At 59.5% G+C, this 26,047-nt stretch carries 22 protein-coding genes; 19 read left to right on the top strand and 3 right to left on the bottom strand.

Going from position 1 to position 26,047, the window contains the following annotated elements:
- The first annotated feature begins 339 nt into the window (after nucleotides 1-339).
- The 3 genes from DTP52_RS17415 to DTP52_RS17405 all read left to right on the top strand — a co-directional run bounded on the left by DTP52_RS17415 (nucleotide 340) and on the right by DTP52_RS17405 (nucleotide 3,476).
- Complete coding sequence (locus DTP52_RS17415; RefSeq protein WP_109754464.1) at nucleotides 340-1,191, top strand: glycine betaine ABC transporter substrate-binding protein; 852 nt, start codon at nucleotides 340-342, stop codon at nucleotides 1,189-1,191.
- 318 nt (nucleotides 1,192-1,509) lie between these two features.
- Nucleotides 1,510-1,821: a DUF485 domain-containing protein gene (locus DTP52_RS17410; RefSeq protein ID WP_060741155.1), complete on the top strand. Its 312-nt coding sequence runs from the start codon at nucleotides 1,510-1,512 to the stop codon at nucleotides 1,819-1,821.
- Nucleotides 1,818-3,476, top strand: a complete 1,659-nt coding sequence (locus DTP52_RS17405) for a cation acetate symporter (protein ID WP_109754463.1) — start codon at nucleotides 1,818-1,820, stop codon at nucleotides 3,474-3,476. The genes DTP52_RS17410 and DTP52_RS17405 overlap by 4 nt, the downstream gene beginning before the upstream one ends.
- A gap of 277 nt (nucleotides 3,477-3,753) precedes the next feature.
- Here the strand turns inward: DTP52_RS17405 and gltA are convergent, their stop codons facing one another.
- Complete coding sequence (gltA, locus tag DTP52_RS17400) at nucleotides 3,754-5,043, bottom strand: citrate synthase (protein WP_092224685.1); 1,290 nt, start codon at nucleotides 5,041-5,043, stop codon at nucleotides 3,754-3,756.
- A 365-nt stretch (nucleotides 5,044-5,408) separates the two neighbouring features.
- On the opposite strand from gltA, the gene sdhC reads away from it, so the two are divergent.
- The 11 genes from sdhC (at nucleotide 5,409) to DTP52_RS17345 (ending at nucleotide 19,509) form a co-directional block, all read left to right on the top strand.
- Nucleotides 5,409-5,783 (top strand): succinate dehydrogenase, cytochrome b556 subunit, encoded by a 375-nt coding sequence (gene sdhC / locus DTP52_RS17395; protein ID WP_003179220.1) that lies wholly within the window; start codon nucleotides 5,409-5,411, stop codon nucleotides 5,781-5,783.
- Nucleotides 5,777-6,145, top strand: a complete 369-nt coding sequence (gene sdhD, locus DTP52_RS17390) for a succinate dehydrogenase, hydrophobic membrane anchor protein (RefSeq protein WP_003204438.1) — start codon at nucleotides 5,777-5,779, stop codon at nucleotides 6,143-6,145. The genes sdhC and sdhD overlap by 7 nt, the downstream gene beginning before the upstream one ends.
- 3 nt (nucleotides 6,146-6,148) lie before the next feature.
- Nucleotides 6,149-7,921 (top strand): succinate dehydrogenase flavoprotein subunit, encoded by a 1,773-nt coding sequence (gene sdhA / locus DTP52_RS17385; RefSeq protein ID WP_109754462.1) that lies wholly within the window; start codon nucleotides 6,149-6,151, stop codon nucleotides 7,919-7,921.
- An 11-nt stretch (nucleotides 7,922-7,932) separates the two neighbouring features.
- Nucleotides 7,933-8,637 carry a succinate dehydrogenase iron-sulfur subunit gene (locus DTP52_RS17380; protein WP_018610098.1) on the top strand — a complete coding sequence of 235 codons (705 nt, stop codon included), beginning with the start codon at nucleotides 7,933-7,935 and terminating at the stop codon, nucleotides 8,635-8,637.
- A gap of 262 nt (nucleotides 8,638-8,899) precedes the next feature.
- Nucleotides 8,900-11,731, top strand: coding sequence for a 2-oxoglutarate dehydrogenase E1 component (locus DTP52_RS17375; RefSeq protein WP_109754461.1), 2,832 nt, complete (start codon nucleotides 8,900-8,902; stop codon nucleotides 11,729-11,731).
- Nucleotides 11,732-11,775: 44 nt separating this feature from the next.
- The gene (gene odhB / locus DTP52_RS17370) at nucleotides 11,776-12,999 is read left to right on the top strand and encodes a 2-oxoglutarate dehydrogenase complex dihydrolipoyllysine-residue succinyltransferase (protein WP_092201798.1); all 1,224 of its coding nucleotides are present in this window, start codon (nucleotides 11,776-11,778) and stop codon (nucleotides 12,997-12,999) included.
- Between the two features lie 111 nt (nucleotides 13,000-13,110).
- Nucleotides 13,111-14,547, top strand: coding sequence for a dihydrolipoyl dehydrogenase (lpdA, locus tag DTP52_RS17365; protein ID WP_109754460.1), 1,437 nt, complete (start codon nucleotides 13,111-13,113; stop codon nucleotides 14,545-14,547).
- Between the two features lie 196 nt (nucleotides 14,548-14,743).
- A complete protein-coding gene (gene sucC / locus DTP52_RS17360) occupies nucleotides 14,744-15,910 on the top strand; it encodes an ADP-forming succinate--CoA ligase subunit beta (protein ID WP_003179235.1) in 1,167 nt (388 codons plus the stop codon).
- Nucleotides 15,910-16,794 (top strand): succinate--CoA ligase subunit alpha, encoded by an 885-nt coding sequence (gene sucD / locus DTP52_RS17355; protein WP_014339581.1) that lies wholly within the window; start codon nucleotides 15,910-15,912, stop codon nucleotides 16,792-16,794. The genes sucC and sucD overlap by 1 nt, the downstream gene beginning before the upstream one ends.
- Nucleotides 16,795-17,224: 430 nt before the next feature.
- Complete coding sequence (brnQ, locus tag DTP52_RS17350; protein ID WP_109754459.1) at nucleotides 17,225-18,538, top strand: branched-chain amino acid transport system II carrier protein; 1,314 nt, start codon at nucleotides 17,225-17,227, stop codon at nucleotides 18,536-18,538.
- Nucleotides 18,539-18,771: 233 nt separating this feature from the next.
- Nucleotides 18,772-19,509, top strand: coding sequence for a DUF599 domain-containing protein (locus tag DTP52_RS17345; protein ID WP_109754458.1), 738 nt, complete (start codon nucleotides 18,772-18,774; stop codon nucleotides 19,507-19,509).
- A gap of 70 nt (nucleotides 19,510-19,579) precedes the next feature.
- Here the strand turns inward: DTP52_RS17345 and DTP52_RS17340 are convergent, their stop codons facing one another.
- Nucleotides 19,580-19,828 (bottom strand): hypothetical protein, encoded by a 249-nt coding sequence (locus tag DTP52_RS17340; protein ID WP_109754457.1) that lies wholly within the window; start codon nucleotides 19,826-19,828, stop codon nucleotides 19,580-19,582.
- Nucleotides 19,829-19,986: 158 nt separating this feature from the next.
- On the opposite strand from DTP52_RS17340, the gene DTP52_RS17335 reads away from it, so the two are divergent.
- From DTP52_RS17335 to DTP52_RS17320, 4 genes are all read left to right on the top strand, one after another.
- Entirely contained in the window at nucleotides 19,987-20,463 is a 477-nt protein-coding gene (locus DTP52_RS17335; protein ID WP_092171195.1) for a PaaI family thioesterase, read from the top strand.
- Nucleotides 20,460-20,921: a PaaI family thioesterase gene (locus tag DTP52_RS17330; RefSeq protein WP_109754456.1), complete on the top strand. Its 462-nt coding sequence runs from the start codon at nucleotides 20,460-20,462 to the stop codon at nucleotides 20,919-20,921. The genes DTP52_RS17335 and DTP52_RS17330 overlap by 4 nt, the downstream gene beginning before the upstream one ends.
- Nucleotides 20,922-21,008: 87 nt before the next feature.
- Entirely contained in the window at nucleotides 21,009-22,913 is a 1,905-nt protein-coding gene (gene htpG, locus DTP52_RS17325) for a molecular chaperone HtpG (RefSeq protein WP_109754455.1), read from the top strand.
- A 69-nt stretch (nucleotides 22,914-22,982) separates the two neighbouring features.
- On the top strand, nucleotides 22,983-23,711 hold the full coding sequence (locus tag DTP52_RS17320) for a dienelactone hydrolase family protein (protein ID WP_109754454.1): 729 nt from the start codon (nucleotides 22,983-22,985) through the stop codon (nucleotides 23,709-23,711).
- Nucleotides 23,712-23,842: 131 nt separating this feature from the next.
- Here the strand turns inward: DTP52_RS17320 and DTP52_RS17315 are convergent, their stop codons facing one another.
- Nucleotides 23,843-24,703 (bottom strand): pirin family protein, encoded by an 861-nt coding sequence (locus DTP52_RS17315; protein WP_109754531.1) that lies wholly within the window; start codon nucleotides 24,701-24,703, stop codon nucleotides 23,843-23,845.
- A gap of 125 nt (nucleotides 24,704-24,828) precedes the next feature.
- Between DTP52_RS17315 and DTP52_RS17310 the strand changes: the two genes are divergently transcribed.
- Nucleotides 24,829-25,839, top strand: coding sequence for an amidohydrolase family protein (locus tag DTP52_RS17310; protein ID WP_109754453.1), 1,011 nt, complete (start codon nucleotides 24,829-24,831; stop codon nucleotides 25,837-25,839).
- The last annotated feature ends 208 nt before the right edge of the window (nucleotides 25,840-26,047 follow it).

The raw sequence follows: 26,047 nt of genomic DNA, 5'->3' as shown, positions 1-26,047 counted from the left end.
GGCGCGGACGGGGTGCGATAGTAGCGGGACGATACACGGTCGGGCGTGGTGGCGGCTAGTTATCTGGCGTTTGCCGGATTTGACCGCAAAATCTTTCGTGTGGCGCTGCTACTAATGCCTGGAACAAAAGGGGGGGTGGCGTTCTGATGTCGTTTCTCGTTGCTTCGACGTCGCAGGCAGAGCAGGTTCCGGATCGGCGCAGGTTGATGATCAACGAGTCAGTACTCCACTGGCGTGCGGGCCGGTTTGCAGGTGAGCGTGATGGGGGCGCTGAGCACCATAACAATACGTTGACGTCGCTCGGCATCCGCCGGGCGCAGCACTTTCGGGGAAGTAACGATGAAGATGCGACGACTCTTGGGCGCAGGTGCCGCACTGGTACTGGCGATCAGCTCCACCCTGGCCAGCGCCGAAACCAAAACCCTGAGCATCGGTTACGTTGACGGCTGGTCCGACAGCGTCGCGACCACCCACGTGGCCGCCGAAGTGATCAAGCAGAAACTTGGTTATGACGTGAAACTGCAAGCGGTCGCGACCGGGATCATGTGGCAAGGCGTGGCCACCGGCAAGCTCGACGCGATGCTCTCGGCCTGGCTGCCGGTGACTCACGGCGACTATTGGACCAAGAACAAAGACAACGTGGTCGATTACGGCCCCAACTTCAAGGACGCGAAAATCGGCCTGATCGTGCCGGAGTACGTCAAGGCCAAGTCGCTCGAGGATCTCAAGACCGACGATTCCTTCAAGAAGCGCATCGTCGGCATCGACGCCGGTTCAGGCGTGATGCTCAAGACCGAACAGGCGATCAAGGATTACGACCTGACCGGTTATCAACTCAAGGCCAGTTCCGGCGCCGGCATGATCGCCGAGCTGACCCGTGCCGAGAAGAAAAACGAATCCATCGCCGTCACCGGTTGGGTGCCGCACTGGATGTTCGCCAAGTGGAAACTGCGCTTCCTGGAAGACCCGAAAGGCGTCTACGGCGCGGCTGAGACTGTAAACAGCATCGGCAGCAAGGAGCTGGATACCAAGGCCCCGGAAGTGGCAGCGTTCCTGAAGAAATTCCAGTGGGCGTCGAAAGACGAGATCGGCGAAGTCATGCTGGCGATCCAGGAAGGCGCCAAGCCGGAAGCCGCTGCCAAGGACTGGGTCGCCAAGCACCCGGATCGCGTGGCGGAGTGGATCAAGTAATCGACCTGGTCTGACTGTTCCGAAAACCGCATGAGCGTGTGTCATGCGGTTTTTTTGTGCCCGAAATTCTCAAGTGCATGCAAATCCCTTGTGGGAGCGAGCCTGCTCGCGATAGCGGTGCATCTGCTTGCATCTATGCTGAATGTGCTACTGCAATCGCGAGCAGGCTCGCTCCCACTTGAGGAGGGCGTAGCTAAAGTTTGCGGAAAACTGGCAAAACCGTCATGTCGTTCTAATACTAAGGTCGTCTGGAACCTCGCCTTGAGCCGCATAGAGTAGAGTCGTTCCAATTAAATCTGTGCTGCGAGGATAAAAACAATGAACGACAGCATTTACCTCTCGATTCAAAACAGCCCGCGCTTCAAGGAGCTGGTGAGAAAAAGGGAAAAGTTCGCCTGGATTCTCTCGGCGATCATGCTTGGGCTGTATTCCGGCTTCATTCTTCTGATCGCCTACGGGCCACACATTCTCGGGGCCAAGATCACGCCTGAGTCCACCATTACCTGGGGCATTCCCATCGGTGTCGGTCTGATTGTCTCGGCCTTCATCCTGACCGGTATTTACGTGCGGCGCGCCAACGGCGAGTTCGACGACCTGAACAATGCGATTCTCAAGGAGGCTCAGCAATGATCCGGCGTCTACTGGCTCTATTGAGCATCGCAGCGTTCGCTCCGGGCGCCTGGGCGGCTGAAGCCCTGACCGGTGCCGTGCAGAAACAGCCCCTCAACGTCCCGGCTATCCTGATGTTCGTGGCCTTCGTTGGCGCGACTTTATACATCACCTACTGGGCATCCAAGAAAAACAACTCGGCGGCCGACTACTATGCGGCCGGCGGCAAGATCACCGGCTTCCAGAACGGCCTGGCAATCGCGGGCGACTACATGTCGGCAGCGTCCTTCCTGGGTATTTCCGCCCTGGTGTTTACCTCTGGCTACGATGGCCTGATCTACTCCATCGGCTTTTTGGTGGGCTGGCCGATCATTCTGTTCCTGATCGCCGAGCGCCTGCGTAACCTGGGTAAATACACCTTTGCCGATGTGGCGTCCTATCGCCTGGGGCAAACCCAGATCCGCAGTCTGTCCGCCTGCGGCTCGCTGGTGGTGGTGGCGTTCTACCTGATCGCGCAAATGGTCGGTGCCGGCAAGCTGATCCAGCTGCTGTTCGGCCTGGACTACCACGTCGCGGTGATCCTGGTGGGTGTCCTGATGTGCCTCTACGTGCTGTTCGGCGGCATGCTGGCCACCACCTGGGTACAGATCATCAAGGCGGTGCTGTTGCTGTCGGGTGCTTCGTTCATGGCGTTGATGGTCATGAAGCACGTCAACTTCGACTTCAACATGCTGTTTGCCGAAGCGGTCAAGGTGCACCCTAAAGGCGAGGCGATCATGAGCCCTGGCGGTTTGGTGAAGGATCCGATCTCGGCCTTCTCCCTGGGCCTGGCACTGATGTTCGGTACCGCCGGCCTGCCACACATCCTGATGCGCTTCTTCACCGTGAGCGATGCCAAGGAAGCGCGCAAGAGCGTACTGTATGCCACTGGTTTCATCGGCTACTTCTACATCCTGACCTTCATCATCGGCTTCGGCGCGATCCTGCTGGTCAGCACCAACCCGGCCTTCAAGGACGCGGCAGGTGCCTTGCTCGGTGGTAATAACATGGCGGCGGTGCACCTGGCCAACGCCGTGGGCGGCAGTATCTTCCTGGGCTTCATTTCGGCCGTAGCGTTCGCCACCATCCTGGCGGTGGTAGCAGGCCTGACCCTGGCCGGTGCCTCGGCGGTGTCCCATGACCTGTATGCCAGCGTGATCAAGAAAGGCAAGGCCAACGAGAAAGAAGAGATTCGTGTGTCGAAAATCACCACCATCGCCCTGGCGGTGCTGGCGATCGGCCTGGGTATCCTGTTCGAGAAGCAGAACATCGCGTTCATGGTGGGCCTGGCGTTCTCCATCGCGGCGAGCTGCAACTTCCCGGTACTGCTGCTTTCGATGTACTGGAAGAAACTGACCACCCGTGGCGCCATGATTGGTGGCTGGCTGGGCCTGGTCAGTGCCGTGGGCCTGATGGTGCTCGGTCCGACCATCTGGGTGCAGATCATGGGTCACGAGAAGGCGATCTTCCCGTATGAATACCCGGCGCTGTTCTCCATGGCGATTGCCTTCGTCGGCATCTGGTTCTTCTCCATCACCGACAAATCGGCTGAAGGCGCAAACGAGCGGGCGCTGTTCTTCCCGCAGTTCGTGCGTTCGCAGACTGGTTTGGGGGCGAGCGGGGCGGTTAACCATTGATGTAGTGGTAAGTGCTTGAAGAAATACCCCGGTCGAGAGGCTGGGGTATTTTTTTGTGTGCGATAACAGTGGTGTGAGTGATGACGCCATCGCGAGCAGGCTCGCTCCCACAAGGGGAGTGCATTCCAGTGTGGGAGCGAGCCTGCTCGCGATGCGCCGGGTCTGTCACAGCAGATTCTGGATCAGATAAGGAGGGCACAAACAAAACAGCCCCTGCTCTTATATAAGAAGCAGGGGCTGTTTTGGTGCAGCTTGGGACCTTATTGCAAGGCAGGTCTTACTTGCGGTCTTCCAGCTTGGTGATGTCACGCGACTCGTAGCCGGTGTACAGCTGGCGTGGGCGGCCGATCTTGTACGGGCTGGAGAGCATTTCCTTCCAGTGGGAGATCCAGCCCACGGTCCGCGCCAGGGCGAAGATCACGGTGAACATGCTGGTTGGAATGCCGATCGCCTTGAGGATGATCCCCGAGTAGAAGTCGACGTTCGGGTACAGCGAGCGCTCGATGAAGTACGGGTCGGTCAGGGCGATCTCTTCCAGGCGCATGGCCAGTTCGAGTTGCGGATCGTTGGTGATCCCCAGTTCCTTGAGCACTTCGTCGCAGGTCTGCTTCATGACGGTGGCGCGCGGGTCGCGGTTCTTGTAGACCCGGTGACCGAAGCCCATCAGCTTGAACGGATCGTTCTTGTCCTTGGCCTTGGCGATGAACTTGTCGATGTTCGAGACATCGCCGATTTCATCGAGCATGGTCAGTACCGCTTCGTTGGCACCGCCGTGGGCAGGGCCCCAGAGTGCGGCGATACCGGCGGCGATACAGGCGAACGGGTTGGCACCCGAGGAGCCGGCCAGGCGCACGGTGGACGTGGAGGCGTTCTGCTCGTGGTCGGCATGGAGGATGAAGATCCGGTCCATGGCCTTGGCGAGTACCGGGCTGATCGGTTTGATCTCGCACGGGGTGTTGAACATCATATGCAGGAAGTTCTCTGCATAGGTCAGGTCGTTGCGCGGGTACATCATGGGTTGGCCCATGGAGTACTTGTAGACCATGGCTGCCAGGGTTGGCATCTTCGCCACCAGGCGGATCGCGGAGATTTCGCGATGCTGGGGGTTATTGATGTCCAGGGAGTCGTGGTAGAAGGCCGAGAGGGCGCCGACAACGCCGCACATGACGGCCATCGGGTGGGCATCGCGACGGAAGCCGTTGAAGAAGGTCTTCAACTGCTCGTGAACCATGGTGTGGTTCTTCACGGTGCTGACGAACTGGGCCTTTTGCTCTGCGGTTGGCAGCTCGCCGTTGAGCAGCAGGTAGCAGGTTTCCAGGTAGTCCGATTTTTCAGCCAGTTGCTCGATCGGGTAGCCGCGGTGCAGCAGGATGCCGTTGTCGCCGTCGATGTAGGTGATTTTCGACTCGCACGAGGCGGTCGACATGAAACCTGGGTCAAAGGTGAAACGGCCCGTGGCCGTCAGGCCCCGTACGTCGATTACATCGGGACCAACGGTGCCGGTTAAAATGGGCAGCTCGACGGGGGCTGCGCCCTCGATGATCAACTGCGCTTTTTTGTCAGCCATGTGGCCTCCTATTAATGCTTGAAATCATCAGACAGACCCCCCACGCAGGGCCCGCACCACTATAGTGAGATAAATCCGAATGTCAATTTGCCTAAAGTCTTGCTCCAGAAGGCTTTAACCGGACTTTTTCCGCGAAATTGCCTGCCGTTTACGCCTTTTGCCGCATATGTGCAATGCGCTATTAGGGGAAGGTGAACGCGTTGTCATTAGTAGCCTAACTGTCTATACTCGGCCACCGACCGCCAGGGGCTTTTGGGCCTGCTTTCTTGGGGGTCGTCACTCCCTGGGTGGTGAGTACCTGACCAGTGCGCGCCCCAACAACTTTGCCCTGATTGTTAGGGGCTCTTCAGTGTGAAAAAAAAGCCGTGAAAAGCCAACGACCTGTAAACCTAGACCTAAGGACCATCAAACTCCCAGTCACTGCTTACACGTCCATTCTTCACCGTATTTCCGGTGTCATCCTCTTCGTCAGCCTGGCCATCATGCTTTATGCATTGGACAAGTCGCTCGATTCGGAAGAAGGCTTCGGTCAGGTGAAAGCGTGTCTGACCAGTCCGCTAGCCAAGCTAGTGATTTGGGGCATCCTGTCCGCCTTGCTGTATCACTTGGTCGCCGGTGTGCGCCACTTGATCATGGACATGGGCATCGGTGAGACGCTGGAAGGCGGCAAGCTGGGCTCGAAAATCATTATCGCCGTGTCTGCGGTGCTGATCGTTCTGGCAGGAGTCTGGATATGGTAACCAACGTCACGAACCTTTCGCGTTCGGGCCTCTATGACTGGATGGCCCAGCGTGTGTCTGCGGTCGTTCTCGCGGCTTACTTCATTTTCCTGATCGGATATGTCGTGGCAAACCCTGGCCTGGGCTATGCCCAATGGCATGAACTGTTCGCAAACAACTGGATGCGTATCTTCAGTCTGCTGGCACTCGTCGCACTGGGCGCTCACGCCTGGGTCGGCATGTGGACCATCGCGACCGACTACCTGACGCCAATGGCGTTCGGCAAATCGGCGACTGCCGTACGTTTCCTCTTCCAGGCAGTATGCGGCGTTGCGATGTTCGCTTACTTCGTCTGGGGTGTGCAGATTCTCTGGGGTATCTGATCCATGGCTAACATTCCAACGATTTCTTTCGACGCCATCATCATTGGTGGTGGCGGTGCCGGCATGCGCGCAGCGCTGCAACTGGCACAGGGCGGTCACAAGACTGCCGTGATCACCAAGGTTTTCCCGACCCGTTCGCACACTGTATCCGCCCAGGGCGGCATTACCTGCGCCATTGCTTCGGCCGATCCGAACGATGACTGGCGCTGGCACATGTACGATACCGTCAAGGGTTCCGACTACATCGGTGACCAGGACGCTATCGAATACATGTGTCAGGAAGGCCCGGCCGCGGTGTTCGAGCTGGACCACATGGGCCTGCCGTTCTCACGTACCGAAACCGGCCGCATCTACCAGCGTCCGTTCGGTGGTCAGTCCAAGGACTACGGCAAGGGCGGCCAGGCTGCGCGTACTTGCGCGGCGTCCGACCGTACCGGTCACGCACTGCTGCACACCCTTTATCAGGGCAACCTGAAGGCCGGTACCACGTTCCTGAACGAGTACTACGCCGTTGACCTGGTGAAAAACCAGGACGGCGCCTTCGTCGGCGTGATTGCGATCTGCATTGAAACCGGCGAAACCACCTACATCCGCGCCAAGGCCACCGTGCTGGCGACCGGCGGTGCTGGCCGTATCTACGCTTCCACCACCAACGCCCTGATCAACACCGGTGACGGCGTCGGCATGGCCCTGCGTGCTGGCGTTCCGGTGCAAGACATCGAAATGTGGCAGTTCCACCCGACCGGCATCGCCGGCGCCGGTGTACTGGTGACCGAAGGTTGCCGTGGTGAAGGTGGTTACCTGATCAACAAGCACGGCGAGCGTTTCATGGAGCGTTATGCTCCGAACGCCAAGGACCTTGCCGGTCGCGACGTCGTGGCTCGTTCGATGGTTAAAGAGATCATCGCCGGCAACGGCTGTGGCCCGAACGGCGACCACGTGATGCTCAAGCTCGACCACCTGGGCGAGGAAGTGCTGCACAGCCGCCTGCCAGGTATCTGCGAGCTGTCCAAGACCTTCGCTCACGTCGACCCAGTCGTTGCGCCGGTTCCAGTGGTTCCAACCTGCCACTATATGATGGGCGGCGTTGCCACCAACATCCACGGCCAGGCGATCACCCAGAACGCCGAAGGCATCGACGAAATCATCCCTGGCCTGTTCGCAGTGGGTGAAGTGGCGTGCGTATCGGTTCACGGTGCCAACCGCCTGGGCGGCAACTCGCTGCTCGACCTGGTGGTCTTCGGCCGCGCTGCCGGCCTGCACCTGGAGAAGGCGCTGTCCGACGGTATCGAGTACGACGACGCCACCGACGCCAACATCGAAGCGGCCCTGGCGCGTCTGTCCGCCCTGAACGAGCGTACCGAAGGCGAAGACGTGGCGACCCTGCGTCGCGAGTTGCAAAACTGCATGCAGAACTACTTCGGTGTATTCCGTACCGGCGAATACATGCAGAAGGGTATTGCCCAGCTGGCACAATTGCGTGAACGAATCGCCAACGTGAAGATCAACGATAAGTCGCAGGCGTTCAACACTGCCCGTATCGAAGCGCTGGAACTGCAGAACCTGCTGGAAGTGGCTGAAGCTACCGCCATCGCTGCCGAAGTACGTAAAGAGTCCCGCGGCGCTCACGCCCGTGAAGACTTCGAAGATCGTGACGACGAAAACTGGCTGTGCCACACCTTGTACTTCCCGGGTGAAAAACGCGTCTCCAAGCGTGCCGTGAACTTCTCGCCGAAGACTGTTCCGACTTTTGAACCTAAGATTCGGACTTATTAAGGGTGGCCGCCATGTTGCAAGTCAGTGTTTATCGCTACAACCCTGATCAGGACGCTGCGCCGTTCATGCAGGATTTCCAGGTCGATACCGGTGGTAAGGACCTGATGGTGCTGGACGTGCTGGCCCTGATCAAGGAACAGGACGAAGGTTTTTCCTATCGTCGCTCTTGCCGCGAGGGCGTTTGCGGCTCCGACGGCATGAACATCAACGGCAAGAACGGCCTGGCCTGCATCACGCCGCTGTCCGCCGTGGTCAAGGGCAACAAGCTGATCGTTCGTCCGCTGCCAGGTTTGCCGGTTATCCGTGACCTGGTCGTCGATATGAGCATCTTCTACAAGCAATACGAGAAGGTGAAGCCATACCTGCAGAATGACACGCCGGCTCCGGCCATCGAGCGTCTGCAGTCTCCGGAAGAGCGTGAGAAGCTCGACGGTCTGTACGAGTGCATCCTGTGCGCCTGCTGCTCGACCTCGTGCCCATCCTTCTGGTGGAACCCGGACAAGTTCCTGGGCCCGGCCGCCCTGCTGCAAGCGTACCGCTTCCTGGCAGACAGCCGTGACACCAAGACGTCCGAGCGTCTGGCTGCACTGGATGACCCGTTCAGCGTATTCCGCTGCCGCGGGATCATGAACTGCGTCAACGTCTGCCCGAAAGGCCTGAACCCGACTAAGGCCATCGGTCACGTACGTAACATGTTGCTGCAAAGCGGCGTGTGATTCAGCTGCTGTACCCGTAGAACCGCTGTACCCGTAAAGGCCAGGGCGTGGGCTTCAACCCGCGTCTTGGCTATAACCAGAACAGCCGCTCACAAAGCGGCGGTTCTTATTTTGAAGAAATGAGACAAGCAGGGGCATCCGGGCTGGTACCCGGACTATCAGCGTGATCCTAAGTGGCTTGTTTTAGTCGCTGCACTCGGACTTCTGCAAGTTTGCTCGGTGTTTTCGCCGGTGGTGTTCCCCTAATCGAGGGTGACCAAGCATGCAAGAAAGCGTGATGCAGCGCATGTGGAACAGTGCCCACCTCTCCGGTGGTAACGCTGCCTATGTGGAAGAGCTCTACGAGCTCTACCTGCACGACCCTAACGCTGTGCCAGAAGAATGGCGCACCTACTTTCAGAAGTTGCCGGCTGACGGTAACTCTGCCACTGATGTTTCGCACTCGACGATTCGCGATCATTTCGTGCTGCTGGCAAAGAACCAGCGCCGCGCTCAACCGGTGTCTGCCGGCAGCGTGAGCTCCGAGCACGAGAAGAAGCAAGTTGAAGTGCTGCGACTGATCCAGGCCTACCGGATGCGAGGCCACCAGGCAGCCCAGCTCGACCCGCTGGGGCTGTGGCAGCGTCCTGCACCTGCAGACCTGTCGATCACTCACTACGGCTTGACCAATGCCGACCTTGATACGACCTTCCGTGCCGGCGACCTGTTCATCGGCAAAGAGGAAGCGAGCCTACGCGAAATTCACGAAGCGTTGCAGCAGACATATTGCCGCACCATCGGCGCTGAATTTACGCACATCACCGATTCCGAGCAGCGCCAGTGGTTCCAGCAGCGTCTGGAAAGCGTTCGTGGCCGTCCGACGTACTCCGCCGAGATCAAGAGCCACTTGCTCGAGCGCGTCACTGCCGGTGAAGGCCTGGAGAAATACCTGGGCACCAAATACCCGGGCACCAAGCGTTTCGGCCTGGAAGGCGGCGAAAGCCTGATTCCGATGCTCGACGAGCTGATCCAGCGTTCCGGTTCCTACGGCACCAAGGAAGTCGTCATCGGCATGGCCCACCGTGGCCGTCTGAACGTGCTGGTCAACACCTTCGGCAAGAACCCGCGCGAGCTGTTCGACGAGTTCGAAGGCAAGAAGAAGGTCGAGCTGGGCTCCGGTGACGTCAAGTACCACCAGGGCTTCTCGTCCAACGTGATGACCACCGGCGGTGAAGTCCACCTGGCCATGGCATTCAACCCGTCCCACCTGGAAATCGTTTCCCCGGTGGTCGAGGGGTCGGTCCGTGCCCGTCAGGATCGTCGCAACGACCCGACTGGCGAGAAGGTGCTGCCGATCTCCATCCACGGTGACGCGGCATTCGCCGGTCAAGGCGTGGTCATGGAAACCTTCCAGATGTCGCAGACCCGCGGTTTCAAGACCGGCGGCACCGTGCACATCGTGATCAACAACCAGGTCGGCTTCACCATCAGCAACCCGCTGGACTCGCGTTCCACCGAGTACGCAACCGACGTCGCGAAAATGATCCAGGCGCCGATTCTCCATGTGAATGGCGATGACCCGGAAGCCGTGCTGTTCGTGACTCAGTTGGCCATCGACTACCGCATGCAGTACAAGCGCGACGTGGTGATCGACCTGGTCTGCTACCGTCGTCGCGGCCACAACGAGGCCGACGAGCCAAGCGGCACCCAGCCGTTGATGTACCAGCAGATCGCCAAGCAGCGCACCACCCGTGAACTGTATGCCGAGCGCCTGACCCAAGGCGGCGTGCTGGATGCCGAGCGCGTCCAGGAAAAAGTCGATGAATATCGCAATGCCCTGGATAACGGCCTGCACGTTGTAAAAAGCCTGGTCAAAGAGCCGAACAAAGAGCTGTTCGTGGACTGGCGTCCTTATCTGGGCCATGCCTGGACCGCGCGTCACGACACCCGTTTCGACCTCAAGACCCTGCAGGAACTGTCCGCCAAGCTGCTGGAAATCCCGGAAGGCTTCGTGGTTCAGCGCCAGGTCGCGAAAATCTACGAAGACCGGCAGAAGATGCAAGCCGGCGGCCTGCCGATCAACTGGGGTTACGCCGAAACCATGGCGTACGCGACCCTGGCGTTCGAAGGTCACCCGATTCGCATCACCGGCCAGGACGTAGGTCGCGGTACTTTCTCGCACCGCCACGCGGCGCTGCACAACCAGAAAGACGCCAGCACCTACATCCCGCTGCAACACCTGTACAAAGGCCAGCCCCGTTTCGACCTGTACGATTCGCTGCTGTCCGAAGAAGCCGTCCTGGCGTTCGAATATGGCTATTCCACCACCGAGCCGAATGCGCTGGTGATCTGGGAAGCCCAGTTCGGCGACTTCGCCAACGGCGCCCAGGTGGTTGTCGACCAGTTCATCACCAGCGGCGAGCACAAGTGGGGCCGTCTCTGCGGTCTGACCATGCTGTTGCCACACGGTTATGAAGGGCAGGGGCCGGAGCACTCTTCGGCACGTCTGGAGCGTTACCTGCAACTGTGCGCCGAGCACAACGTCCAGGTCTGCGTACCGACCACCCCGGCACAGATCTACCACCTGCTGCGTCGTCAGGTCATCCGTCCGCTGCGCAAGCCGTTGATCGTGCTGACACCGAAGTCGCTGCTGCGTCACAAACTGGCGATCTCCACGCTCGAAGATCTGGCCGAAGGCTCCTTCCAGACCGTCATTTCGGAAATCGACACCCTGGACGCGGCGAAGGTGACTCGCCTGATCCTGTGCAGCGGCAAGGTCTACTACGACCTGCTGGAAAAACGTCGTGCCGAAGGCCGCGAAGACATCGCCATCGTGCGTATCGAGCAGCTTTACCCGTTCCCGGAAGAAGACCTGATGGAGGCCATCGCGCCTTACACCAACCTCACCCACGTGGTGTGGTGTCAGGAAGAACCGATGAACCAGGGCGCGTGGTACAGCAGCCAGCATCATCTGCGTCGCAGCATTGGCAACCATAACAAGGCCCTGGGCCTTGAATATGCTGGCCGTGATGCTTCCGCTGCACCTGCGTGTGGTTATGCGTCGATGCACGCCGAGCAGCAGGAAAAACTGCTGCAAGATGCTTTCACTGTTTAACGCCTTCGCGCTGACTGAAACCGAATTTTAAGGACCCACAGATAATGGCTATCGAAATCAAAGCCCCGTCATTCCCGGAATCGGTTGCCGATGGCACCGTTGCCACCTGGCACAAGAAACCAGGCGAGGCCGTCAAGCGTGACGACCTGATCGTCGACATCGAGACCGACAAGGTCGTGCTGGAAGTATTGGCCGAAGCTGACGGCGTGCTGGGCGCAATCGTTGCCGAGGAGGGCGCTACCGTTCTGTCGAACCAGGTCCTGGGCTCGATCGAAGAAGGCGGCGCTGCCGCCGCCGCTCCTGCCGCCGCCGCTGCACCGGCTGCCGCCCAGGCCGCTGCTCCAGCTGCCGACGGCGAAGACGATCCAGTCGCTGCGCCTGCTGCGCGCAAGATCGCCGAAGAGAACGGCATCAACATCGCTTCCGTTGCCGGTACTGGCAAGGGTGGTCGTGTGACCAAGGAAGACGTGGTTGCCGCCGTTGCCGCCAAGAAAGCCGCTCCAGCCGCCGCACCCGCCAAGCCAGCCGCGCCTGCTGCTGCCGCGCCGGTGTTCGCTGCCGGTGATCGTGTTGAAAAACGCGTTCCGATGACCCGCCTGCGGGCCAAGGTTGCCGAGCGTCTGGTCGAAGCCCAGTCGAACATGGCGATGCTGACCACTTTCAACGAAGTCGACATGACCGAAGTCATGGCCCTGCGTTCGAAGTACAAGGATCTGTTCGAGAAGTCCCACAACGGCGTACGCCTGGGCTTCATGTCGTTCTTCGTCAAGGCTGCCACCGAAGCGCTGAAACGTTTCCCGGCCGTCAACGCGTCGATCGACGGTTCCGACATCGTCTACCACGGCTACGCCGACATCGGTGTTGCGGTTTCCAGCGACCGTGGCCTGGTGGTCCCGGTACTGCGTAACGCCGAGCTGATGAGCCTGGCCGAAATCGAAGGCGGCATCGCCACCTTCGGCAAGAAGGCCCGTGACGGCAAGCTGTCCATCGAAGAGATGACCGGCGGTACGTTCACCATCACCAACGGTGGTACATTCGGTTCGATGATGTCGACCCCGATCGTCAACCCGCCGCAAGCGGCTATCCTGGGCATGCACAACATTCTGCAACGTCCGATGGCGATCAACGGTCAGGTCGTGATTCGTCCGATGATGTACCTGGCACTGTCCTACGATCACCGCCTGATCGACGGTAAAGAAGCCGTGACTTTCCTGGTAACCATCAAGAACCTGCTTGAAGATCCGGCTCGTCTGCTGCTGGATATCTGATTTCGCCGCGAGGGCCGGTCGGTTGACCGGCCTCTTGCTGAAACAACCGGTTTCGTCCCCACGACGGTCACCACAAGTGACCGTCCGGTTTGATTCGAAAAGGAATGACTCATGACTCAGAAATTCGACGTGGTAGTGATTGGTGCGGGCCCTGGCGGTTACGTAGCGGCCATCAAGGCCGCGCAACTTGGCCTTACCACTGCCTGCATCGAGAAATACACCGATGGCGAGGGCAAGCTGGCCCTGGGCGGTACTTGCCTGAACGTCGGTTGCATTCCATCCAAGGCGCTGCTGGACAGCTCCTGGAAGTACAAGGAAGCGAAAGAAAGCTTCAACGTCCACGGTATCTCCACCGGCGAAGTCAAGATGGACGTCGCAGCGATGGTTGGCCGCAAGGCTGGCATCGTCAAGAACCTGACCAGCGGTGTTGCCACCCTGTTCAAGGCTAACGGCGTGACCTCGATCCAAGGCCACGGCAAGCTGTTGCTGGGCAAGAAAGTCGAAGTGACCAAGCCAGACGGTTCGGTTGAAGTGATCGAAGCCGAGAACGTGATCCTGGCACCGGGCTCGCGTCCGATCGACATTCCACCGGCTCCAGTCGATCAGAACGTGATCGTCGACTCCACCGGCGCCCTGGAATTCCAGTCCGTGCCAAAACGCCTGGGCGTGATCGGCGCTGGCGTGATCGGCCTGGAGCTGGGTTCGGTCTGGTCGCGCCTGGGCGCACAAGTGACCGTGCTCGAAGCCCTCGACACCTTCCTGATGGCCGCTGACACCGCGGTTTCCAAGGAAGCGCTGAAGACCCTGACCAAGCAAGGCCTGGACATCAAACTGGGCGCTCGCGTGACCGGTTCCAAGGTCAACGGTGAAGAAGTCCTGGTGAACTACACCGACAGCAACGGCGAACAGACCATCACCTTCGACAAGCTGATCGTTGCGGTCGGCCGTCGCCCGGTGACCACCGATCTGCTGGCTGCCGATAGCGGCGTGGAAATCGACGAGCGCGGTTTCATCCAGGTTGACGATCAATGCGCCACCACCGTACCAGGCGTCTTCGCCATCGGTGACGTGGTACGCGGCATGATGCTGGCGCACAAGGCGTCCGAAGAAGGCATCATGGTCGTCGAGCGCATCAAGGGCCACAAAGCCCAGATGAACTACGACCTGATCCCATCGGTCATCTACACCCACCCGGAAATCGCATGGGTCGGTAAAACCGAGCAGGCCTTGAAAGCCGAAGGCGTTGAAGTTAACGTCGGCACCTTCCCGTTCGCCGCCAGTGGCCGTGCCATGGCAGCCAACGATACCGGTGGTTTCGTCAAAGTGATCGCCGATGCCAAGACGGACCGCGTGTTGGGCGTTCACGTCATTGGCCCAAGCGCTGCCGAACTGGTACAGCAAGGCGCGATCGGTATGGAATTCGGCACCAGCGCTGAAGACCTGGGCATGATGGTCTTCTCCCATCCGACCCTGTCTGAAGCCTTGCACGAAGCGGCCCTGGCCGTAAATGGCGGCGCCATCCACGTGGCCAACCGCAAAAAGCGTTAATAGACAATAAGAAACCACGGCGGTATGGCCCGTCGTGAGCCTTGCGAGCAAGACTCACCGCGGAATATCCGCTGGACGCAGCCTTGCGTAGCCGAACCGGTTGACCGGAAAGCTACGCAAGCAGCAGTCACAGGTGGTGCGGCACCAGAACGGTGCAGCACCGAATGCGCAGTACCTAACGAAGACGGTAATAAGCATGAATCTTCACGAGTATCAGGGTAAGCAGCTGTTCGCTGAGTACGGCCTGCCAGTATCCACCGGTTACGCGGTAGACACCCCGGAAGCGGCAGCAGAAGCTTGCGACAAAATCGGCGGCAGCGAATGGGTTGTCAAAGCCCAGGTTCACGCCGGTGGTCGCGGTAAAGCGGGCGGCGTAAAGCTGGTTCGCAGCAAAGAAGACGCCAAAGCCTTCGCACAGCAGTGGCTGGGCAAGCGTCTGGTGACTTACCAGACTGACGCCAACGGTCAGCCAGTCACCAAGATCCTGGTTGAATCGTGCACTGATATCGCTAAAGAGCTGTACCTGGGCGCGGTCGTTGACCGTTCGAGCCGCCGCATCGTGTTCATGGCTTCCACCGAAGGTGGCGTGGACATCGAGAAAATCGCTCACGACACCCCTGAGAAAATCCTCAAGGCCACCATCGACCCACTGGTTGGCGCACAGCCATTCCAGGGTCGCGAGCTGGCATTCCAGCTGGGCCTGGAAGGCAAGCAGGTCACTCAATTCGCCAAGATCTTCGTAGGTCTGGCCAAGCTGTTCCAGGACCACGACCTGGCGCTGCTGGAAGTGAACCCGCTGGTGATCAAGGCCGACGGCGACCTGCACTGCCTCGATGCCAAGATCAACATCGACGCCAACGCCATGTACCGTCAGCCTAAGCTGAAGACTTTCCACGATCCGTCGCAGGACGATCCGCGCGAAGCGCACGCTGCCAAGTTCGAACTGAACTACGTGGCCCTGGAAGGTAACATCGGCTGCATGGTCAACGGTGCCGGCCTGGCCATGGGTACCATGGACATCGTCAACCTGCATGGCGGCAAGCCAGCCAACTTCCTCGACGTGGGCGGTGGTGCTACCAAGGAACGCGTAACCGAAGCGTTCAAGATCATCCTGTCCGACACCAACGTCGCTGCAGTACTGGTCAACATCTTCGGCGGCATCGTTCGTTGCGACATGATTGCCGAAGGCATCATCGGCGCCGTGAAAGAAGTCGGCGTGAAAATCCCGGTTGTTGTTCGCCTCGAAGGCAACAACGCTGAGCTGGGCGCTAAAGTACTGGCAGAAAGCGGTTTGAACATCATCGCTGCTACCAGCCTGACCGACGCTGCTCAACAAGTTGTCAAAGCTGCGGAGGGCAAATAATGAGCGTCCTGATCAATAAAGACACCAAGGTTATCTGCCAGGGTATTACCGGTTCGCAAGGTAGTTTCCACACCCAGCAAGCCCTGGAATACGGCACCAAGATGGTTGGCGGCGTAACTCCGGGCAAAGGCGGCACCGAGCACCTGGGCCTGCCAGTGTTCAACACCGTGAAAGACGCTGTAGCTGCCACTGGCGCCACCGCCAGCGTGATCTACGTTCCAGCTCCTTTCTGCAAGGATTCCATCCTTGAAGCAGCGTTCGGCGGCATCAAGCTGATCGTTTGCATCACCGAAGGCATCCCGACCATCGACATGCTGGAAGCCAAGGTCAAGTGCGACGAGCTGGGTATCACCCTGATCGGCCCTAACTGCCCAGGCGTGATCACTCCAGGCGAATGCAAGATCGGCATCATGCCAGGTCACATTCACTTGCCAGGCAAGGTCGGTATCGTTTCCCGTTCCGGCACCCTGACTTACGAAGCCGTGAAGCAGACCACTGACGCCGGTTTCGGTCAGTCGACTTGCGTCGGCATCGGTGGTGACCCGATCCCAGGTTCGAACTTCATCGACATCCTGAAGCTGTTCCAGGAAGACCCGAAGACCGAAGCGATCGTCATGATCGGTGAGATCGGCGGTTCCGCTGAAGAAGAAGCTGCTGCCTACATCAAGGCCAACGTGACCAAGCCGGTTGTTTCCTACATCGCTGGTGTGACTGCTCCTCCGGGCAAGCGCATGGGCCATGCTGGCGCAATCATCTCTGGCGGCAAAGGCACTGCAGACGAGAAGTTCGCTGCACTGCAAGACGCAGGCGTGAAAACCGTGCGTTCGCTGGCAGACATCGGCAAGGCCCTGGCCGAGCTGACAGGCTGGGAAATGAAGAAGTAAGCTTCGGCTGACCTTTTCGTTCCAGCAACAAAGGCCACCTTCGGGTGGCCTTTGTCGTTTCTGGCACTGTGGGAGCAAGGCTTTGTGGGAGCAAGGCTTGCCCGCGATGGCATCGACGTGATCTGACTGATAGAACTGAGTCGCCTGCATCGCGGGCAAGCCTTGCTCCCACAGATAAATCCCCTTGCCACAGGGGCTTCGCAGGAAAATAGATACGTAAACGCGACACACGAATGTCGCACATCGGATACTTCGCCCCTTTACAGTGCGTTTTATCGCCAAATTCGTTAGGCTAGCAGCCATTTTTGCGACTGCTGCCCACAAGGAAGCGACGCGCTAAACGGGTCGGTCTTATACGGATCGACAGCATTTCCCTCACCCATAAGGGAAATCCCTCTCTAAATTCCGATTCAGTAGTGTGGTTTCCTTAATGAAAGTGTTGAAAGGCCAGGACATCCTGGCACTTGGTTTCATGACATTTGCCCTGTTCGTCGGGGCCGGCAACATCATCTTCCCGCCTATCGTCGGTTTGCAATCCGGGCCTCATGTCTGGATGGCGGCGCTGGGCTTTTTGATCACGGCGGTCGGCCTGCCGGTCATCACCGTCGTCGCACTGGCCAAGGTCGGTGGCGCGATGGATGCCTTGAGCAGCCCCATCGGCAAGGTCGCCGGCGGCTTGTTGGCAGCGGTGTGCTACCTGGCTGTCGGCCCGCTGTTCGCCACGCCGCGTACCGCCACCGTTTCGTTCGAAGTCGGCCTCGCACCGTTGACCGGTGAAAGCCCGCTGGCGCTGTTGCTCTACAGTGCAGCGTATTTCCTCCTGGTGTTCTTCATCTCGCTCTACCCGGGCCGCCTGCTGGACACCGTTGGCCGTTTCCTCGCGCCATTGAAGATCATTGCCCTGGCCGTGCTGGGGATCGCGGCGTTTGCCTTGCCAGTTGGCGATATCGGCGTGGCAACTCCCGAGTACGTTGCGGCGCCGTTTTCCCAGGGGTTCATCAATGGTTACCTGACCATGGATACCCTCGGTGCGCTGGTGTTCGGCATCGTCATCGTCAACGCGATCCGCTCCCGGGGCGTCGAGTCGCCGGCCCTGATCACCCGCTACGCCATCATTGCCGGGCTGATCGCCGGGGTGGGCCTGGCACTGGTCTACGTCAGCCTGTTCCGCCTGGGTTCGGGCAGCCATGAAGTGGCAGTGGGCGCGACCAACGGCGCTGCTGTGCTGCATGCCTACGTGCAACACACGTTCGGCAGCCTGGGCAGCGGTTTCCTGGCAGTGCTGATCTCCCTGGCGTGCCTGGTGACCGCAGTCGGCCTGACCTGCGCCTGCGCCGAGTACTTCAGCCGCGTGCTGCCGCTGTCCTACAAGACGCTGGTGGTGATCCTGGCGGCGTTCTCGCTATTGGTGTCCAACCTGGGCCTGACCAAGCTGATTGCTTTCTCGATCCCGGTCCTGACCGCGATCTACCCGCCGTGCATCGCCCTGGTGGCCCTGAGCTTCTGCAAGGACTTCTGGCACGAGCAGGGGCGCATCGTTGGCCCAGTGATGCTGGTGTCGTTCCTGTTTGGCCTGATCGATGCGCTCAAGGGCGCCGGGCTGGCGGACTGGATGCCGACGCAACTGGCCCACCTGCCGCTGAGCGAACAAGGCCTGGCCTGGCTGGTGCCTTCGGTGATGACCCTGGCGGTCGCGGTGGTGTGTGATCGTCTGCTGGGCAAGCGCAGCGAAGCACTGGCTTAAGCAGCTTCAGGCAGATTCACCGGCTACAACCGAAATGCCCCGTATCAATCGATACGGGGCATTTTTTTTGGGTGCGGTGTCTTTTTTCGTGGACTGTGGGAGCGAGCCTGCTCGCGATAGCGTCGGAACTGTCGATATAGAAGTGAAAGTTATATCGCTATCGCGAGCAGGCTCGCTCCCACAGGGTTCGCTGATATTATTGCCGCAGAGTTTGTTTCGTCACAGGAAATCGAATGTCATTCATCCAAGCCAACCTGATCCATCTGCTTGCCGCCGCCTGGTTCATCATCTGCTGGGCGGGCTACACCCGTTACGCCACCTGGAAGGCGCGCGACACGGCCTGCCTGGCCAGTGTGATGCACCTGTACCGCGAGGACTGGATGCGCCGCATGCTGTTGCGTGAGAATCGTATCGCCGATGCCAGCGTGATCGGCAATCTCGAACGCAATGCCTCATTCTTCGCCTCCAGCACGCTGATCATCCTGGCCGGTATCCTGACGGTGCTCGGGGCGTCTGATCGGGCGGTGTCGTTGTTGGCCGACATACCCATGGTGCAACAGGCTTCCCAGGGCATGGCGGAGGTCAAGTTGCTCTGCCTGGCATTGGTGTTCGTATATGCGTTCTTCACGTTCAGTTGGTGCATGCGCCAATACAACTTCGCAGCGGTGTTGGTGGGTTCGGCGCCGATGATCGGCGAGCGTCATGTCTCGGAGCAGGAGCGCAAGGCGTTTGCACTCAGGGCGGCGCGGGTCATTTCCATGGCCGCCAACCAGTTCAACTTCGGCCTGCGTTCCTATTACTTCGGCATGACCATGTTGGCGTGGTTCGTCAGCCCCTGGTTATTCATGTTGATGAGTGCTGGCGTGGTGTTCGTGCTGTATCAGCGCGAATTTCATTCTGATGTGCTGGATGTGATGGTCTATACCCCCACGGAAGCGCCAGCGCCCGAGGTCGTCAAGGACGCGGCGTGACAGGGGTCTCCAAATCGCAGGCAAAAGAAAACCCGCACCAGGCGGGTTTTCTTTTACTGCTAAAACCGTATTAGTTGGTTTTAGGCGCGGTAGCAGGGGCTTCTTTCGCAGCTGCTTCGTTCGATTCAGCCTGAGCTTTGGCGGCATCGGCGTTTTCTTTTGCCGCGTCGTTCACTTTATCCTGTGCTTTGTTCATGTCTTGCTGAGCTTGCTCGGCGTGTTTTGCGGCATCTTGAGCCTTGTCCTCGGATTTTTTATCGCAGGCAGCGAGACCGAGGGAGGCGGCCAACATCAAGGCAATAGCAAAAGTCTTACGCATGGGGTGTTTCTCCTTATGGAAATAACTACTGGCCTTTTGAGCGACCCCCCTCAGGTTAAGTTCCTCTTTTGCTACAGATATATAACTTTGCACGGTCGCGGAACTTTAGCGGACACGCCTGTTGCCAGGCCTATAAACAAACAAGGGCATTGATGGACATGGCTGAAGATCCCATTTTTGAGCGTGCCACGCGCTTTTTATCCGCCCTGCGGCATTGCCAGGTGTTGGGCTTGAAGTTGCACAGCGCCAGTCGTGATGGGCTGACGCTCATCCTGCCGTTCAGCCCGCAAATCGTTGGCAATCCCCTGACGGGCATCATCCATGGTGGCGCGTTGACTTCATTGATGGACAGCGCGTGCGGCATGTCGACCTTGTGTGTGCTGCCACAATTCGAAGTCTGCCCCACCCTCGACCTGCGCATCGACTACATGCACGCCGCCGAACCCCACAAGGACGTCTACGGCTTCGCCCAGTGCTATCGGGTGACCCCGGACGTGATCTTCACCCGCGGTTTCGCCTATCAGGACGACCCCGAGCAACCCATCGCCCATGTGGTGGGCACGTTCATGCGCCTGGGCCAGCATGCCAGGGGCATGGGAAAAGCCAGTCCGATGACCGCCGTGGGCCAGCCATGACCGATACCACCCAGGAACAACTACGCCGCGCCTGTGAGCAGGGCGACTACGCACTGCTGCTCGCCTCGATCCCCTATGCCCAACTCATCGGCGTCGACTGCACGCGCCAGGGCGACGATTTGGTATTTCGTTTGCCGGCCAACAAGGACAACATTGGTAACCCTTTACTGCCGGCCATCCACGGTGGGGTCATTGCTGGTTTCATGGAACTGGCGGCTGCGGTGCATCTGTTGATCGCCACCGGCGCACCGGGCGTGCCGAAAATCATCGACTTTTCCCTGGATTACCTACGCACCGGGCAGTTTCGCGACACCTACGCCAAATGCCAGGTCTGGCGCCAGGGTCGGCGGGTCGCCAACGTCGCGATCACCGCCTGGCAAGACGTCGAGGCCGAACCCATCGCCACCGCCCGGGCGCATTTCAAGATCCAGGAACCGTCAAAACCCGCGCGCCCTTGAAATCATCCCCTTTGCCCCCACCTTGTGGACATCCCGCCGCCAATCTCAGCGAGGCGGACACCACCATCCACTTGGAGTTTGATGACCATGAGCGTGGAAACTCAAAAGGAAACCCTGGGCTTCCAGACCGAGGTGAAGCAGCTGCTGCACCTGATGATTCACTCGCTGTATTCGAATAAGGAAATTTTCCTTCGCGAGCTGATTTCGAACGCCTCTGACGCTGTCGACAAATTACGTTTCGAAGCCCTTTCCAAGCCTGAACTGCTGGAAGGCGGCGCTGAGCTGAAAATCCGTGTGAGCTTCGACAAGGACGCAAAAACCGTCACCCTCGAAGACAACGGCATCGGCATGAGCCGCGAAGAGGTGATCACGCACCTGGGCACCATCGCCAAGTCCGGCACCGCCGATTTCATGAAGAACCTGTCCGGCGACCAGAAGAAAGATTCCCACCTGATCGGTCAGTTCGGCGTCGGTTTCTATTCCGCGTTCATCGTGGCCGACCAGGTCGAAGTGTTCAGCCGCCGTGCCGGCCTCGCTGCGAGCGAAGGCGTGCACTGGTCGTCCAAGGGCGAAGGCGAGTTCGAAGTCGCTACCATCGACAAGGCTGATCGCGGTACCCGCATCGTGCTGCACCTCAAGTCCGGCGAAGACGAGTTTGCCGATGGCTGGCGCCTGCGCAACATCATCAAGAAGTACTCCGACCACATCGCGCTGCCGATCGAGTTGCCGAAGGAAGTCGCCGCTGCCGAAGGTGAAGAAAAACCGGAAGTGGAGTGGGAAACCGTCAACCGCGCCAGTGCCCTGTGGACCCGTCCGCGCACTGAAGTGAAGGACGAGGAATACCAGGAGTTCTACAAGCACATCGCCCACGACTACGAGAACCCGCTGAGCTGGAGCCATAACAAGGTCGAAGGCAAGCTGGAATACAACTCGCTGTTGTACGTGCCGGCCCGTGCGCCGTTCGACCTGTACCAGCGCGAAGCGCCACGCGGGCTGAAGCTGTACGTGCAGCGTGTGTTCGTGATGGACCAGGCCGAATCGTTCCTGCCGCTGTACCTGCGCTTCATCAAGGGTGTGGTCGATTCCAACGACCTGTCCCTGAACGTTTCGCGGGAAATCCTGCAGAAAGACCCGATCATCGACTCCATGAAGTCGGCGCTGACCAAGCGCGTGCTGGACATGCTGGAAAAGCTGGCGAAGAACGAGCCCGAGCAGTACAAGAGCTTCTGGAAAAACTTCGGCCAGGTGATGAAGGAAGGCCCGGCCGAGGACTTCGCCAACAAAGAGAAGATCGCCGGCCTGCTGCGCTTTGCCTCGACCCAGGGTGACGATGGCGAGCAGATCGTTGGCCTGGCCGATTACCTGGCCCGCGCCAAGGAAGGCCAGGACAAGATCTACTACCTGACCGGTGAAACTTATGCACAGGTCAAGAACAGCCCGCACCTGGAAGTCTTCCGCAAGAAAGGCATCGAAGTGCTGCTGCTGACCGACCGCATCGACGAGTGGCTGATGAGCTACCTCAACGAGTTCGACGGCAAGAGCTTCGTCGACGTGGCTCGTGGTGACCTGGACCTCGGCAACCTGGATTCGGAAGAAGACAAGAAAGCCGCCGAAGAAGTCGCCAAGAGCAAGGAAGGCCTGGTCGAGCGAATCAAGACGGCCTTGGGCGATGCTGTCAGCGAAGTGCGGGTCTCGCACCGCCTGACCGACTCCCCGGCGATCCTGGCCATCGGTGAGCAGGACCTCGGTCTGCAGATGCGCCAGATCCTCGAAGCCAGCGGCCAGAAAGTCCCGGACTCCAAGCCGATCTTCGAATTCAACCCGGCCCACCCGCTGGTGGAAAAACTCGACAACGAGCAGAGCGAAGAGCGCTTCGGCGATCTGTCGCACATCCTGTTCGACCAGGCGGCCCTGGCAGCTGGCGACAGCCTGAAGGACCCGGCGGCGTATGTGCGTCGCCTGAACAAGCTGTTGGTTGAACTGTCAGCTTAAGCAAGTGCAGGAAAAACCCGCTTCGGCGGGTTTTTTCATTTCTGGTGTTCCGTTCAAGAGGAGTCCGTCATGAGTCAGGTTACGGTTCGTTCGCTGGTCTATCAGATCGAAGGTCAAAATTATGAAGGTCGCCTGGCCTTCGACGTCAGCCAGCAGGGTTCGCGCCCGGGGTTGCTGATGGCGCCCAATTGGATGGGCGTAGGGGCGGGGGCCGAGGAGATCGCCAAGTCGGTAGCCGCTAACGGCTATGTCGTGTTGATCGCCGATTTGTACGGCCAGGATGTACGCCCGAGCAATGCCGATGAGGCCGGGGCAGCGATGATGCCGCTCAAGAATGACCGGGCGTTGTTGCGCCAGCGCATGCAGGCGGCGCTCGAGCAATTGCTGAATCAGGGCGAAGCGGAGGTCGATGCGTCGAAGCTCGCTACGTTCGGTTTCTGCTTCGGTGGCTGTTGTGCCCTGGAGCTGGCTCGCAGCGGTGCGCCGCTCAAAGCCGCGGTTTCATTCCACGGCACCCTGGATACACCGAATCCGGCCGATGCGCAGAGCATCAAGGGCGCGGTGTTAGTGATGCATGGCGCCTCCGACCCGCTGGTGCCGAAAGAGCAACTGCCAGCCTTCGAGGATGAAATGAACGCCGCTGGCGTGGATTGGCAACTGCTGAGCTACGGTGGCGCGGTGCATTCGTTCACCGACCCGCAGGCCAATGTGCCGGGCAAGATGATGTACGACGCCAAGGTCGCCGGGCGTGCGTTCAGGTCGATGCATAACTTGTTGGATGAGGTGTTCAAAGACTGAGGTTGGGTTGAAGCAGAACCCTGTGGGAGCCGAGCTTGCTCGCGATGGCGGTGTATCAATCGGCATTGATACCGACTGACACACCGCCATCGCGAGCAAGCTCGGCTCCCACAGGTTCAATGGCACCCGTTCTAGGGTAACTCGATCCGCTCGCTTTCCCCCGGCACAGTCGGCCAGTCCCCGGCCGCCCAGCGCCGGCGGGCCTCATCGATCCGGGCCGGGTCGCTGGAGACGAAGTTCCAGTTGATCCGTCGCGGCCCATCCAATGGCGCGCCGCCGAACAGCACGGCATGGCAGTCGCTGTCGGCAAACAGCGTCATCTCTTCGCCGACCGGCAGGACCACCAGCGAATGGGGTTCCACCGGTTCACCTTCAAGCCGTGCTTCGCCGCTGAGTACATACAGCGCCCGCTCTTCATGTTCGGTGGGAATCAGCAGCGACGTCGCAGTTTGCAGGTTCAATTCGGCATACAACGTAGGCGACAGCACCGGTACCGGTGATTCCAGGCAAAAGCCTGACCCGGCGATCATGCGGATGCTGACCCCCAGGTTATCGCTGACCGGCAGGCTGTGTGCCGGGTGATGGCTGTAGTGCCCCGGGCCCTCTTCGTGGGACTTGGGCGAGGCCAGCCAGACTTGCAACCCATGCATGATGAAAGCGCTGTTCAGCAGCGATTCGGGCGTACGCTCGACATGGGCAATGGCGCTGCCGGCGGTCATCCAGCTGACATCGCCAGCCTCCACCACCTGGTCGGAACCGAGGCTGTCCTTGTGCTGGAGTTTGCCCGCGAACAGGTAGGTGAGGGTGGACAGGCCGATGTGGGGATGCTGGCGGATGTTCATGCCTCTGCCGGCCGGATAGGTGGTTTGCAGCATGTGATCGAAAAACACGAAAGGCCCGACACTGCGGCACTTGGCGGAGGGTAGCGGACGAAGAATCGGCTGGCCTTCGACGTCTTCGGCGCGGGGGTGAACGGTCAGGGGCGTGGTCATGTTGTCTTCCAGGTTGAACAACGGTTGCACCAAGCATAACCCGCCGCCGGCAGACGCGGCAGAGGCGCCTTGAACCCCGGCGGGACGGTTGGGGTCTACGCTGTTCATGGCTTTTGGAGACCCCCATGCCCTTGACCCGTTTGATCTTCGCCTGGCTGCTGGTCGTTTCGAGTAGCGGTGCCGTGGCCCGCGAATATGCCTACAGTGATGCGCATCTGCATTACGTCGATTTCTTTCAGGAAACCGCCGGCATGCCCAAGCTGCTCCAGGCGATGGCGGACAACCGTATCGAGCATGTGATGATTTCCGGTGTTCCGGTGGCCAAGAAATGGCATGAGGACGAGCCCAAGCGTCCTCGTTATTACGCCGGTGACGACGCGGATGCCTATTGGTACAGCGCCACCGACGTGATTGTCGCCGCCGCGGTGAGCAAGCTGACCGCCGAGCAACGCCAGCACTTTCATCCGTTCCTGTCGGGCTTCAATCCCAACGACAAGAACTCCGCCGCCCACATCCAACGCATGCTCGATCTCTACCCAGGATTGTGGCAAGGCCTCGGCGAGGTATTCACTCGCCATGATGACCTCACGGCGCTCACCTCGGGCGACACCCCGCGGGCCAACAACGAAGCCATGACGCGGATCTATCACCTGGCGGCCGAGAACGACCTGCCGGTGATGCTGCATTCCAACATCACTTCCAAGCGCGAGAAAAACCCGTTGTACCTGGCAGAAATCGAGGAGCCGCTGCGCAATCACCCACACACACGCTTTATCTGGGCCCACGCCGGCACCAGCATGGAAATCCATCGCCACCAGACCCGCCTGGATTTTCTGTTGCCGACCCTGAGTCGCATGCTCGAGGCCTACCCCAATTTGTACATAGACCTGTCCTGGAGCGTGCTCACGCCGTACTTGCTGGACGAGGCGGGCAAGCCCCGGGACGAATGGGTAAAGCTGGTGGAGCGCTTTCCCGAGCGCTTCATGGTGGGGGCGGATGTGGTCGGGCGTTTCGACAAGTTGGGCAAGGAGTTGCACAGCTTCGATCCGTTCCTGGATGCCTTGCCGGAAGACGTGGCGAGGAAAGTGGCGCGGGATAACTTCCTTTCGGTATTGCCGCGTTCAGTGGCTCGCTGAGTCCGCTTTTGTGGCGAGGGAGCTTGCTCCCGCCGGGCTACGCAGCAGCCCCAACGTCTGGCGACTGCTGCGCAGTCGAGCGGGAGCAAGCTCCCTCGCCACAGGTCAATCCTATCCCCGGGCTATTGGTGGTATGACCAACATCGCTTTGTCATCAGCCTGTCACGCCCGCGTCATACCCTCGCGCTCATCTCAATCAAGGAGCGCA

Source organism: Pseudomonas sp. 43mfcvi1.1 (assembly GCF_900115935.1).
Taxonomy (GTDB): Bacteria; Pseudomonadota; Gammaproteobacteria; order Pseudomonadales; family Pseudomonadaceae; genus Aquipseudomonas; species Aquipseudomonas bijieensis.
Note: the sequence above shows the minus strand (reverse complement) of the source record. Positions and strands in the feature narration are given on the sequence as shown.